We start from the raw sequence: 13,263 nt of genomic DNA, 5'->3' as shown, positions 1-13,263 counted from the left end.
CCGGAGTCGCGGACTCGGTGACTTTCACCTCCTCCTCCCCCGTCGGCGGGGTGTCCACCCCACCGAATTCCAAGCTTCTGGCGTACCGGTGGGTCACCTGCCCGAAACCTGGTGGTGCATTCGTCGAGGTGCGGTATTCACCGTGCCTCACAACCGAACATAGCCTGCCCACCACCGTGTCGGCACCCGCTACTCGCGCGTACCTCCGATCAGGGCCCTTTACCCACTCACCACCTGCAACGATGCAAGTTATCTGTCAGTTCCGGTTTAATTCGAAAGCAGTCGGAGAAGCTGCGACAACAGCGGCTCCGAGCGCTCCTGCCCCCCTTCTCCCGGCGGACTCCTCACCGCCCTGCGAGAGGCCGGCGGCGCGGACCGCTCGTGCCGCCTCCGCGAGGGAGGACCCGGTCGTCAGCAGGTCGTCCACCAGCACCACCCGGCCGCCGTCGAGGAGCCGCCTGCCGCCTTCCACCACCCTCAGGGCACCCGCCAGATTCGCCTGCCGTTCCCGCGCACCCAGCCCCGCCTGGTCGGCCACGGCGCGCCGCTGCCGCAGCACGGCCGACACCCGGGCCGGGACGCCGCCGCGCCGCAGCTCGGCCGCCGCCGCGACGGCGATCCTGCGCGCGGGGTCGTGTCCGCGCGCCGCCGTGGCCCGTCTCGCCGAGGGCACGGGGACCAGCAGCAGCGGACCCGCTCCGCCCGGCTGCCCCGCCCCGGCCCGCACGGCGGCTGCCAGGGCTCCGCCGAGCGCTCCGGCCAGGCCGAGTGCCCCGCGCTCCTTGTGGGCCAGCAGCATCGCGCGTACCGCGTTCTCGTACGGCGCCGTCGCGTGCACCACCGGGAGACCTGCTGGCTCCGGCGCCGGTCTCACCCGGCGCGGCGCCCTGGCCAGGACGGCGGCGCACTCCTCACACAGCTCCGTCCGAGGCCTGCCGCAGCCACCGCAGGCCACGGGCAGGACCAGACCGGCAATCTCCCGCCGCCATCCGCGCACGGTTCCACTGTGCCCGGGCGGCGGATACGCGGCCAACCCCCTGTGGAAAACCCCTGTGGAAAACCCGATGCGGGCCGCGTAACGGGGCTGCGGACAAGGCGTTCAGGCTGCTGCGGGCAGCCCTGACGGCCCGGCATCAGTCCGGCCCGGCATCAGCCCGGCCCGGCATCAGCCCGCGAGAGCCCGGGGCGTCCTCGGCCGAGCACGGGAGGGGGCGGGGCCGAGCGCGTGGGGCAGGGCCGGGCGGACCGGGCGGACCGGCACGTCGAGCACGTCAGGGCACGTCGGCACGGCAGGCTGACCAGCAGGCCCGGCCGAGTTCGTCAGGCAGCTCAGGCAGGGGCATGCGGATCAGGAACCGGAACCCGAGGCCGCCTGCTCCGCTCCGGTGCACCGGCCGGTCTCCCGGTCACCCCGGGTAGACCAGCGAGTCGCCCTCCTTGAGAACCGTCTGCCAGTTGTCGCCCGGCGACAGCTTCACTATGCCGTCGCTCTCCGTGTCCGCCATCAGCGGCAGCTGCTCGTCGTCCGACGCGGCCACCGACGTCACCTGGTTCACGCCCGGCAGGACGGCGGAGGACGACGTGGAACCGTCAGCCTGTACGTATCGCACCTGCTGGACCCCGCCCTCCTCCTTGCCGACCACCACGAGGCGGCTGCGACCGGACCAGGAGATGGCCGACACGTCCGCCAGTTGAGGCGCCGCACGGCGCAGGTCCTCCACGGAGACCTGCTCGCTCTCCCCCGAACCATGACGCTCGACCCGTCCGATGTGCAGCGTCGTGTGCCCGTCCTTCGACACCCGCAGAGCGATCCGCACCCCGTCCGCCGACATCCTCAGCGCCTCGATCCGCCCGCCGTCGAGCCCGGGCACCGCGACCTCCTGCGGCTTCCCGGCCCCGTCGGCCAGGCGCAGCAGCCGGGGCCCCGCGGGATCGCGGTCGGCGACCCACAGATCACCGTTGCCGTCCCAGCTCGGCGCCGACAGACGGTCCGCGGGTTTCGGCGCGTTACTGGTCACCACGGGTGCGGCCGGCTCGCTCTCCTCGACGAGGGAGGAGACGTAGAGATGCTGCCGGCTCTCGGAGACCGCGGCGGCCTGCTGTTCGTCCCGGGCCACGCCGACGGCGCTCATGGCCACCGTGCCGGCACCGAACGGGCCGATCACCGGCACCGGGTCGCCGACACCCTTCGTGCTCCCCGGAATGCGCTGGACATGCCCCTTGTCGTCGACGAAGTACTGGCTGTCCGGCGCACCGGATTCCTTGTCCGAGACGTACTCCTCGGCCTCGTCGGCCCCGAGCGAGCACAGCGGACCGTGCGCACCCTGCAACTCGACCTGTCCGACCCTGGCGGACGTCAGGTCGCGCAGGGTGAAGAGCACCTGGGCCGCCATCATCCTGCAGATTCCCGGCCCGGCCTTGTCCGCCTTCTTGTTGAGCGGCACCTTCAGGACGTTCTGGTCGTCCGGTGCCAGCGAGGTCACCCCGCTCTTCAGGGCCGTACCGGCCGGGAAGCGTGAATCGACCACCGGGCGCAACCAATTCGACGGGCCCGCCAGCAGCGTCCGTACCGTCTGGGTGGCCGTGTCCATGCGGGTGACGGGATCCGTGCGGTTGCGCACGTAGACGGGATCGGCGACCAGCGCGGGCTCGGCGTCCGTCCGGCCGCTCGCGAAGTAGTACTTGTTCACGGACCGGTAGAGCCGCTTGAAGTCGGACTGCCCGAGCACCAGGCCGTCCGGCACGATGTCGATGCGCCATTCCTGCTTGCCGTCCGGCCCCTTCTCCCTGACCAGATGCAGCGTCTGGGCGTACTCCGACGGCACCAGCGGCCGGTAGGAGCTCTGCGCGTCGACCGCTGCCACCTGCTCACCGGTCAGCAGGTACGAGGTCTCGGTGGACCTGCGTTCCTTGTCGTGGATGGTCGGCCCGGTGCGGTTGGGCGCCTTCGAGAGCACCGTGGTGCCCTCGCTGGGCTGCCAGCTGCGGGAGGCTTCCGCGGTCAGGTACTTGCGGGTGGTCCGGAAATCCGGGTCGTCGCTGGTCATCGACTCCAGGAAGCCGTCGACGACCTCGATGGGCGTGGCGCCCTCCCTCGGCGGCACGGCGTACACCTGCACCTGCGAATCCCCGGGCTGCGAGGCGTCGACCGCCTTCACATCACCGGTGACCGGCATCGCTCCGCACCCGGCGAGCACCACGACCCCGCAGCCCAGCAGCGCGGAGAGCCGCACCGCCCGGCCGTGGCCGCCCCGACGACGGTCAGTGTCCACGTGCCGTGTCCTCCTGCTCCGGGTCCTGCGTGTCCGTGTCGGTGCTCCCGCCCGGCCGTTCCGCGGCGGGGCGGGACACCACACGGGCGCCGTTGCCCGGCAGGGCGGCCGGGTCGACGGATGTGGGCCTGCGCGGCGCCACCGTCCCGTGCGCGGGCAGCGACCGCGCCGTGGAACCGGCCTGGTTCGGTACGGACATCAGCCGGTGGTCGGGCACCGCCGGTGTGGCCTCCGCCCGCTCGCGGTCCTCCCGGTTACGCCGGGAGTCCTCGGGCTCCAGCGGTATCGGCGACCCCCGCAGCGGCTCGTCCGCCGTCCGCGGCAGGGTCAGCCGGAACTGCGAACCGCCCCCGGGCTCGCCCCAGGCCTGGAGCCAGCCACCGTGCAGCCGGGCGTCCTCGACGGCGATCGAGAGACCGAGACCGGTCCCACCCGTCGTGCGGGCACGGGCCGGGTCCGCACGCCAGAAACGATTGAAGACACGGGTGGCCTCGCCCGGCTTGAGCCCCACCCCGTAGTCCCTGACCGCCACGGCCACAGCACCCTGGGCGACGCCCATCCGCACGACGACGTCCCGGCCCTCGCCGTGCTCGACGGCGTTGACGACCAGGTTGCGCAGGACCCGCTCGACGCGGCGCGCGTCGGCCTCCGCGATCACTGGCTGCTCGTCTCCGACCACCCGGATCCGGGTGCCCTTGCGCTCCGCCAGCGGCTCGGCACCGCCGATCACACGACGGACGACCGTGCGGAGGTCTATCGGTTCGGCCTCCAGCGCCGCGGCACCCGCGTCGAACCTGCTGATCTCCAGCAGGTCGGACAGGAGCGACTCGAAGCGGTCGAGCTGGTCGCCCAGCAGTTCCGCCGAGCGGGCGGTCACGGGGTCGAAGTCGACGCGGGCCTCGTGGATGACGTCGGCGGCCATCCGCACCGTCGTCAGCGGGGTCCGCAGCTCATGGCTGACGTCCGAGACGAAACGCCGCTGCATGCGGGAGAGCTCCTCCAGCTGCTGGATCTTCAGCTGCAGGTTCTGCGCCATCTTGTTGAAGGCCTCACCGAGGCGGGCGATGTCGTCCTCGCCGGTGACCTTCATGCGCTCCTGGAGCCGGCCGGCGGAGAGCCGCTCGGCGATCCCCGCCGCCATCCGGACGGGCGTGACGACCTGCCGCACCACGAACCAGGCGATGGCCCCGAGCAGCACGACCACGAACAGCCCGGCCGTGGCCAGCGTCGTCGTCACCAGCGTGAGCGACTTCTCCTCCTGCGTGAGCGGGAAGAGGTAGTAGAGCTCGTACGGATTGTGGTCGACGTCGTAGAGCCGTTTGCCCACGACGAGACCGGGCTCCGGATCCTTCCCGTACGAGTACCGGATCAGGGAGTACGTCTGGAACGCCCCCTGCCCCTTGCCCACGTCCTCCCGCAGTCTCTGCGGGACGCTGGAGGCCTCGACGCTGCCGGAACCGCGAGGGGCCCGGCTGGTGACACCGCCGTCGGCGGAGTCGACGCTGAGCGCCACCACGTTGAACGCGTTCGTACCGCCACTGGCGAGCTGGTCGACGAGCTCGGTACGCCATGAGGTGTTCGCCGTCATGCCGTCGGCGCCCTCCTCGCTCTGGTCCCCGGGGACCAGCGGCGCGTTGGCGTTCGCCTGGGCGGCGGCGAAGCCACCGGCGGCCTGTGTCTGGGCAGCCGTGCCCTTCGCCTCGAGCAGGCCGTTACGGACCTGCCCGATCACGACGAAGCCCAGCAGCAGCACCACGCCGATCGACATCAGCAGCGTGCCCGCGACGACGCGGAGCTGCAGATTGCGCCGCCAGAGCCGGACGGCGGGCAGGAGAGGCCCGCGGATCCACCGCATCAGCAGACGGGGCACCGGCCCGCCGGGCGTCCGGTCGCGTAGCAACCGGCCGCCCCGCAGGGCCCTGACGAATCGGCGAGAACTCCGTACCGGACCGGCAGCCCGCTCCGTACGGGCGCCGGAACCCCCGGGTGGCGGAGCAGCGCTGCCCAGGGTCATGTCAGCTCGGTCCAGCCTTGTAGCCGACGCCACGCACGGTGACGACGATCTCCGGCCGCTCGGGGTCCTTCTCGACCTTCGAGCGGAGCCGCTGGACGTGCACGTTCACCAGGCGGGTGTCGGCGGCGTGGCGGTAACCCCACACCTGCTCGAGCAGCACCTCGCGGGTGAAGACCTGCCACGGCTTGCGGGCGAGGGCGACCAGCAGGTCGAACTCCAGCGGAGTGAGGGCGATGGACTGGCCCTCCCGCTTCACCGAGTGACCGGCCACGTCGATGACCAGGTCCCCGATCGCCAGCTGTTCCGGCGCGGGCTCCTCCGACCTCCGCAGACGTGCCCTGATCCGGGCCACCAACTCCTTCGGTTTGAACGGCTTGACGATGTAGTCGTCGGCCCCTGACTCCAGGCCCACCACCACATCCACCGTGTCGCTCTTGGCAGTGAGCATGACGATCGGCACACCCGACTCGGCCCTGATCAGCCGACAGACCTCGATGCCGTCCCGTCCGGGCAGCATGAGGTCCAGCAGCACCAGGTCCGGCTTGGCCTCACGAAATGCAGCCAGTGCCTTGTCGCCGTCCGCTACGAACGACGGCTCGAAACCTTCTCCACGCAGCACAATCCCGAGCATCTCGGCCAGTGCGGTGTCGTCGTCGACGACAAGGACGCGTCCCTTCATAAACGACATCATCCCATTAGCTAATCGTTACCTGCGATGACCTGGCACACAGCTCTGCCAGTCCGACCCCCGTGACCGGGGAAATGACGCCCTCCTCCGTGACGATCGCCGTGACCAGTTCGGGCGGCGTGATGTCGAATGCGGGGTTGTACGCCTGGGTTCCGGGGGGTGCGACGACCGTCCGGCCCCCCTCGCCACCGGCTGCCACACCCGGCCTGGATGTGACCTCCGTCACCTCTGACGCGGAACGCTGCTCGACGACGATCGATGTACCGTCCATCGTTTTCGGATCGACCGTGGTCGTCGGTGCCACGACGATGAACGGCACATGGTGGTACTTCGCGAGCACCGCCAGCGGATAGCTCCCCACCTTGTTGGCCACCGAGCCGTCCGCGGCGATGCGGTCGGCCCCTATGAGTACGGCATCCACCTCCCCTGCCGCGAACAGCGAGCCCGCCGCGCTGTCCGTGAGCAAGCTGTACGGCATGCCGTTCCGTGCGGCCTCGTACGCCGTCAGCCGCGCGCCCTGGAGCAGCGGGCGCGTCTCGTCCACCCACAGGTGGTGGAGCCTGCCCCTCCGGTGAGCCTCAAGTGCGACGGCGAAGGCCGTCCCCGCGCCTCCGGACACGAGGGCGCCGGTGTTGCAGTGGGTCAGCAGGCGGTGCCCGGCACCCGGCAGGAGCTCCGCCAGGAGTTCCAGGCCGTACTGCGCCATCCGCCCACTGGCCTCCGCGTCCTGCCGGTGCAAGGTCCGCGCCTCCGCCAGCGCCGCCGCGGCAGCCACATCGGCAGGGGCCCCGCCGTCCACGGCCGCGCGGTGCGTCCGCTCGACCCGACGCGCCCCGTACCCGAGGTTCACGGCGGTGGGCCGCGCCTGCTCCAGAAGATCCGCTGCCCGTGCCGCGTCCTCACCCCGGGCAGCCGCCAGGGCGACGCCGTAGCCCCCGGCGATGCCCAGCAGCGGCGCTCCCCGCACGGCCAGGGTCTGGATCGCCCGCACGAGCGCGGGCACGTCGGCGCATATGAGCTCGACCTCCTCGGAGGGCAGCCGCGTCTGGTCGAGGAGCACCACCGCGGGGCCTTCCGGAAGCTCGTCCCAGCGGAGTACGGAGAGGGCCGGGGGCTCGATGCCCACCGGCGTTCGTGTGTCCTGATCAGCCATCTGCCCAGTCTGCCCGCTGAACCGCCCGCGCACGACGGCAAGAAGGAGATACAGGGCCCCGCCCGCGCCGGACCGACGCGTGGCACGATGGCAGCCAACCTGCCCGCCCCGATGAGCGGACAGGACCGTGAAGGAGCGACCATGAACGACTCTCCGGGCTGGGCTTCGCCCGGATCCGCCCCCTCCGAAGGCCAGGAGGCGGGAATCCCCCGTCCCTCCTCGCCCGTAGACGGAAGCGGCCCCGCCGGGCAGTGGTCTCCCGCACAGCCCCCTCCGGGACAGTGGTCGCCCCCCAGCGCCCCTGGCCAGGGCCCCGGCGCGCCCCCACCCACACCGGGCTGGGGCGGAACGCCGCAGCCCGGACCAGGATGGGGCGGCGCACCGATGGCGGCGAAGCCGGGCGTGATCCCGCTCCGCCCGCTGGGGGTCGGCGAGATCCTCGACGGCGCGGTGTCCACGATGCGCACCCACTGGCGCACGGTGCTCGGGGTCAGCCTCACGGTCTCCGTGATCGCCGAGATGGTGGTCATCCTCGTGCAGCGCTACCTTCTGCCGGAGCCGAAGTCGGTCGACCCCAACGCCGTCGGTGCCGAGGCCCTCCGCCAGGCCACCGACTCCGCGCAGTCGCAGCTGCTCACGAGCGCCCCGAGCACCCTCATCGCCATGATCGGCACGCTGATCACCACCTCGGTCCTCACCGTGGTGATCAGCCGCTCCGTGATCGGCCGCGGAGTCACCCTCCGCGAAGCCTGGTCCGAAGCCCGCCCCAGGCTCCTCCCCCTGCTCGGACTGACCCTGCTGCTGAGCCTGATGAGCGCCGGAATCATGGCGGCCGGCCTCGTTCCGGGCCTGCTCCTGGGAAGCGGTGCCGGTGGACTCGCACTGACCTTCCTCGGTTTCGCCGCCGCCTGCGTCGTCGTCCTCTGGCTCATGGTCCGCTTCACGCTCGCGGCGCCCGCGCTGATGCTGGAACGCCAGCCCGTCCTCACGGCACTGCGCCGGTCGGCGAAGCTCGTCAAGGGCAGCTGGTGGCGGACGTTCGGCATCCTCGCGCTCACCTACGTGCTGGTCATCGTCGTCACCTTGATCATCACCATCCCGTTCGGCATCATCGCCGTGACCCTGGACAGCGACGGCCTGAGCGAATTCCTGAACAGCAGCTCGACCGACTTCGGCTGGCCCTTCCTCATCGTCACGGGCATCGGCGACGTGATCATCTCGACGCTCGCCTACCCCTTCACCGCGGGAGTGATGGCCCTGCTCTACGTCGACCAGCGCATCCGCCGCGAGGCGCTCGACCTCGACCTCGCCCGGGCTGCCGGAGTACCCGGCTACGACACCCTCAAGAGCTGATGCGATGACGGGGGCGGGGGGCAGCATCGTGGCAGCACGGCTCGACGGGGCGAGCGAGGACATACCCGTGGACGTCCCACGCGTGCCCGCGCGGGAAGCGGCGGAGGACGAGCTCTCCGACCCGATGTACCACGAGCACGACCCGAACCTTCTCGAACGCGCTCTGGACCGCTTCTGGGACTGGGTCGGTGATCTCCTGGACGGAGCGGCAGGAGCGGCCCCCGGCGGGCCGCTCGGTCTCGTCGTCATCACCCTGGCCGTCCTGGGCCTGGGCGCCGCCCTGTGGTGGCGGCTCGGCACGCCGCAGCGCACCCTCCGCACACCGGAGACGCTGTTCGGCGGTGCTGCCCGCAGTGCCGCCGAGCACCGCACCGCGGCCGCCGCGCACGCCGAGGCCCACCGCTGGACCGAAGCCGTCCAGGAACGGATGCGGGCCCTCGTGCGCTCGCTGGAGGACAGGGCCGTACTCGATCCACGCCCCGGCCGGACCGCGGACGAGGCAGCCGCCGACGCGGGCAGGGTGCTGCCCGCACACGCCGGCCGGCTCCTCTCCGCCGCCCGGGTCTTCGACGACGTGACGTACGGCGGTCGTACCGCCGACGAGGGCGCGTACCTGACCCTGTGCACGCTCGATCTGGAGCTCGAGACCGCCAAGCCCATGGTGGCCGCGGGCGCGGGCCAGGAGGCCGCCGGATGACCCTCAAGACGGCCACCACCTCCACGTCGGCGTCCCGCACGCCGCACCAGATCTGGCAGCGCGCCCGAGGCCTGCTGCTCGCCGTACTCATCCTCGTCGTCGCGGGGCTGAGCGTCGCCGCGCTCCGCTCCGGTGGACAGCACGGCCGGCTCGATCCTCGCTCCCCGGATCCCTACGGCAGCCGGGCCGTCGCGCAGCTCCTCGAGGACCGGGGCGTCTCCGTCGACGTCGCCACCACCCTCGACGAGGCCACCCGCGCGGTCGCCCCCGACACCACCCTGCTCGTGGCCGGGCCCAACGTGCTCACCCCTTACCAGCAGGACCGGCTCCACGCGGCGACCGCGGACTCCCTGGGCCGTACCGTCGTCATCGCTCCGGGCGGGGCGTCGGTGGGACGGCTCGCGCCCGGCGCACACGCGGAGTCGTCCGGCCCCGTGGACGCACGCCCGCCACGCTGCGAACTCCCCGCCGCCCGGACCGCGGGAACGAGCGATATGGGCGGCATCCACTACACGACGGACGCGGCGGGCGCCGTCGCCTGCTACCCGGACGGCGGACTCGCCACCCTCCTGGTCATGCCGGGGCACGAAGAGATCGGCGACACCGTACTGCTCGGGTCCCCTGACATCCTCTACAACGACCGCCTCGACGAGCAGGGCAACGCGTCCCTGGCACTGCAACTCCTCGGGTCCCGCCCTCATCTCCTCTGGTACCTCCCTTCGCTCGATGATCCTTCCGCCGCCGAAGGCGGCACCCGCTCCGACAGCGAGGGCGACGAGAGTGGAGCCTCGGGGGAAAGCGACTTCCTCGGTCTGATCCCCTCGGGCTGGCTCTGGGGCACCCTCCAGCTCGGTGTCGCCGCTGTCCTGGCCGCCGTGTGGCGGGCCCGGCGTCTCGGGCCCCTGGTCACCGAGCGGCTACCGGTGGCCGTCCGGGCATCCGAATCCACCGAGGGCCGTGCCCGCCTGTATCGCAAGGCCGACGCCCGCGACCGGGCCGCAGAGGTCCTCCGCTCCGCCACCCGCGCCCGCATCTCCCCCCTCGTCGGAGTCTCCCCCCGCGACTCCGAGTCCCCTGAGACCCTCCTGCCTGCGGTCGCGGCACGACTGGGAGCACCGCACAGCGATCTCCGCTCCCTCCTCTTCGGCCCGGCTCCCGCCGACGACGCCGCCCTGCTTCTCCTGACCGACCAACTCGACGCCCTCGAAAGAGAGGTACGCACTTCATGAGCGCCCCGACCCCGGAGACCGCCGAGCCTGCGGCACCGACAGGGACCTTTGCGGCACCTGTGCACTCCGACAGTGCCCGCGCATCCCTGGAAGCTCTGCGTTCCGAGATCGCGAAGGCCGTGGTCGGCCAGGACCCCGCCGTCACAGGGATGGTCGTCGCACTCCTCTGCCGGGGCCATGTACTCCTCGAAGGTGTTCCCGGTGTCGCGAAGACCCTTCTCGTCCGCGCACTGGCCGCCTCCCTCGAACTGGACACCAAGCGCGTCCAGTTCACTCCCGACCTGATGCCCAGCGACGTCACGGGCTCCCTCGTCTACGACGCCCGAACCGCCGAGTTCTCCTTCCAGCCCGGCCCGGTCTTCACGAATCTCCTGCTCGCCGACGAGATCAACCGCACCCCGCCGAAGACGCAGTCGTCCCTCCTCGAGGCCATGGAAGAACGCCAGGTCACCATCGACGGAACCCCCCGTCCGCTGCCCGACCCCTTCCTGGTCGCAGCCACCCAGAACCCGGTCGAGTACGAGGGCACCTATCCTCTGCCCGAAGCCCAACTGGACCGGTTCCTGCTGAAACTGACCGTCCCTCTCCCCTCGCGGGAGGACGAGATCAACGTGCTCACCCGCCATGCAGACGGGTTCAACCCGCGCGATCTCAAGGCGGCAGGCATACGGGCCGTCGCCGGCCCCGCCGACCTCGAAGCAGCACGCGCCGCTGTCGCCAAGACCTCCGTCTCTCCGGAGATCGCCGCCTATGTGGTGGATATCTGTCGTGCCACGCGCGAATCCCCCTCGCTCACTCTCGGCGCCTCCCCCCGAGGAGCCACCGCTCTTCTCTCCACCGCTCGTGCATGGGCCTGGCTCACCGGCCGGGACTACGTCATCCCTGACGACGTGAAAGCCCTCGCCCTGCCGACGCTTCGTCATCGCATCCAGCTGCGTCCGGAAGCCGAGATGGAAGGAGTCACCGCCGACTCCGTCATCACCGCTGTCCTCGCCCACGTCGCTGTCCCCCGATGAGGCGGTGACCATGGCCCTCACCGGAAGAGCGGCACTGCTGGCGGCCTTGGGATCACTCCCCGTAGGCATCGTGGCCCCGAGCTGGACCGGCATGCTCGCGGTCAACGCCCCGCTTTCACTGGCAATTTTGTGCGACTACGCCCTGGCAGCGCCAGTGCGAACGCTGCAGTTCACCCGAAACGGTGATACATCCGTTCGACTCGGTGAACCCGCAACCGTGCAACTCACCGTGACCAACCCCTCCAGGCGCAAGCTCCGAGCACACCTCCGGGACGCCTGGCCTCCCAGCAGCTGGACCTCGGAGGCAGAGCAGGCGTCGTCCCGGCACCGGATCACTGTTCCTGCCGGCGAGCGCCGTCGCCTCACCACGTTCCTCCGCCCGTCGCGGCGCGGTGACCGCCAGGCCGACCGGGTCACCGTCCGGTCGTTCGGGCCGCTCGGCCTCGTGGCCCGCCAGGGCGGTCACCGGGTGCCCTGGACGGTCCGGGTGCTTCCGCCGTTCACCAGCCGCAAGCACCTGCCCTCACGGCTCGCCCGGCTCCGCGAACTGGACGGCCGGACCAGTGTGCTCACCCGGGGGGAGGGCACCGAGTTCGACAGCCTCCGGGCCTACGTGCCGGGGGACGACACCCGGTCCATCGACTGGCGGGCCACCGCGCGCCATTCCGCTGTGGCTGTCCGTACCTGGCGTCCCGAGCGGGACCGACACATCCTCATCGTTCTCGACACCGGCCGGACATCGGCGGGCAGGGTGGGCGACGTACCGCGGCTCGACGCCGCGATGGACGCGACGCTGCTCCTCACCGCGCTTGCCGCCCGGGCCGGCGACCGTGTGAACCTGCTCGCCTACGACCGGCGCGTCCGAGCCCGGGTGCAGGGCAAGGCGGCAGGCGGGGAGGTCCTGTCGAGCGTCGTCGGTGCCCTGGCCACCCTCGAACCCGAGCTCGTCGAGACCGACGCACGTGGTCTCAGCACGGCGGCACTGGCGAGTGCCCCCCGGCGCTCCCTGATCGTCCTGCTCACGAGCCTGGACGCCGCCCCCATCGAGGAAGGGCTCCTCCCGGTCCTCCCTCAGCTCACCCAGCGCCACACCGTCCTGGTGGCCGCAGTCGCCGATCCGAAGGTCGAGACGATGGCCGGTGCGCGCGGCACGGTGGAGTCCGCCTACGAGGCGGCGGCGGGCGAACAGACACGGGCCCAGCGACGGCGGACCGCCGACCAGCTCCGACGGTATGGGGTCACCGTCGTCGACGCCGGCCCCGAGGAACTCGCACCCGCGCTGGCTGACGCCTACCTGGCGCTCAAAGCCGCCGGACGACTGTAAAGATCCCTGGCACACCCCACTGCGGAGACCCGGGGGTGCGACAGGAATCGTCCGTCCGGCACGCTCGGCACCCGGTGCGCGCACGCGCCGGGCTGTGACCATGCACGGCGGTGCGGTGCATGCTGCATCCACGCGGTCCGGTCTGCTGACGTGCCCTGGCTCGGAGAGCTGGAAGCTCTCACCTCGACCGGTCCTCAAACGCAGAAAAGCCCCGTGCCACAAGGGCACGGGGCTTTCCCGGAATAATTGTTCGGCGGCGTCCTACTCTCCCACAGGGTCCCCCCTGCAGTACCATCGGCGCTGAAAGGCTTAGCTTCCGGGTTCGGAATGTAACCGGGCGTTTCCCTAACGCAATGACCACCGAAACACTATGAAATTAACCAACACCGGAACACAACACGGCCGTTCGTTATTTCAGAACTAACACAGTGGACGCGAGCAACTGAGGACAAGCCCTCGGCCTATTAGTACCAGTCAGCTCCACCCGTTACCGGGCTTCCACATCTGGCCTATCAAC

General features: G+C 71.1%; 10 protein-coding genes and 2 rRNA genes. 5 read left to right on the top strand and 7 right to left on the bottom strand.

What is annotated here, in order from left to right; genetic code table 11:
• Nucleotides 1–256: 256 nt before the first annotated feature.
• The 5 genes from ACFY8O_RS06725 to mtnA all read right to left on the bottom strand — a co-directional run bounded on the left by ACFY8O_RS06725 (nt 257) and on the right by mtnA (nt 7,127).
• Nucleotides 257–997: a ComF family protein gene (locus tag ACFY8O_RS06725; RefSeq protein WP_387899677.1), complete on the bottom strand. Its 741-nt coding sequence runs from the start codon at nt 995–997 to the stop codon at nt 257–259.
• A gap of 409 nt (nt 998–1,406) precedes the next feature.
• Nucleotides 1,407–3,233: an LpqB family beta-propeller domain-containing protein gene (locus tag ACFY8O_RS06720; RefSeq protein WP_145802682.1), complete on the bottom strand. Its 1,827-nt coding sequence runs from the start codon at nt 3,231–3,233 to the stop codon at nt 1,407–1,409.
• A gap of 28 nt (nt 3,234–3,261) precedes the next feature.
• The gene (gene mtrB / locus ACFY8O_RS06715; protein ID WP_387899675.1) at nt 3,262–5,286 is read right to left on the bottom strand and encodes an MtrAB system histidine kinase MtrB; all 2,025 of its coding nucleotides are present in this window, start codon (nt 5,284–5,286) and stop codon (nt 3,262–3,264) included.
• Nucleotide 5,287: 1 nt separating this feature from the next.
• Complete coding sequence (gene mtrA, locus ACFY8O_RS06710) at nt 5,288–5,977, bottom strand: two-component system response regulator MtrA (protein WP_187281934.1); 690 nt, start codon at nt 5,975–5,977, stop codon at nt 5,288–5,290.
• A gap of 4 nt (nt 5,978–5,981) precedes the next feature.
• Nucleotides 5,982–7,127 carry an S-methyl-5-thioribose-1-phosphate isomerase gene (gene mtnA, locus ACFY8O_RS06705; RefSeq protein ID WP_387899673.1) on the bottom strand — a complete coding sequence of 382 codons (1,146 nt, stop codon included), beginning with the start codon at nt 7,125–7,127 and terminating at the stop codon, nt 5,982–5,984.
• Between the two features lie 141 nt (nt 7,128–7,268).
• Between mtnA and ACFY8O_RS06700 the strand changes: the two genes are divergently transcribed.
• From ACFY8O_RS06700 to ACFY8O_RS06680, 5 genes are read left to right on the top strand one after another with little or no spacing between them, the layout of a single operon-like run.
• On the top strand, nt 7,269–8,480 hold the full coding sequence (locus ACFY8O_RS06700; protein WP_387899671.1) for a glycerophosphoryl diester phosphodiesterase membrane domain-containing protein: 1,212 nt from the start codon (nt 7,269–7,271) through the stop codon (nt 8,478–8,480).
• Between the two features lie 4 nt (nt 8,481–8,484).
• A complete protein-coding gene (locus ACFY8O_RS06695) occupies nt 8,485–9,177 on the top strand; it encodes a DUF4129 domain-containing protein (protein ID WP_387899668.1) in 693 nt (230 codons plus the stop codon).
• On the top strand, nt 9,174–10,406 hold the full coding sequence (locus ACFY8O_RS06690) for a DUF4350 domain-containing protein (RefSeq protein ID WP_387899665.1): 1,233 nt from the start codon (nt 9,174–9,176) through the stop codon (nt 10,404–10,406). The genes ACFY8O_RS06695 and ACFY8O_RS06690 overlap by 4 nt, the downstream gene beginning before the upstream one ends.
• A complete protein-coding gene (locus ACFY8O_RS06685) occupies nt 10,403–11,422 on the top strand; it encodes an AAA family ATPase (protein WP_387899663.1) in 1,020 nt (339 codons plus the stop codon). Before ACFY8O_RS06690 ends, ACFY8O_RS06685 begins: the two co-directional genes overlap by 4 nt.
• 10 nt (nt 11,423–11,432) lie before the next feature.
• A complete protein-coding gene (locus tag ACFY8O_RS06680) occupies nt 11,433–12,746 on the top strand; it encodes a DUF58 domain-containing protein (RefSeq protein ID WP_387899660.1) in 1,314 nt (437 codons plus the stop codon).
• 248 nt (nt 12,747–12,994) lie between these two features.
• Here ACFY8O_RS06680 and rrf read toward each other — a convergent pair.
• A 5S ribosomal RNA gene (gene rrf, locus ACFY8O_RS06675) occupies nt 12,995–13,111 on the bottom strand.
• 79 nt (nt 13,112–13,190) lie between these two features.
• Nucleotides 13,191–13,263, bottom strand: a 23S ribosomal RNA gene (locus ACFY8O_RS06670); the annotation flags it as partial.

This window comes from Streptomyces argenteolus, from assembly GCF_042902585.1.
In the GTDB taxonomy this organism is placed as follows: Bacteria; Actinomycetota; Actinomycetes; order Streptomycetales; family Streptomycetaceae; genus Streptomyces; species Streptomyces argenteolus.
The sequence above is the reverse complement of the archived record's forward strand: the minus strand, read 5'-3'. Positions and strand labels throughout refer to the sequence as shown.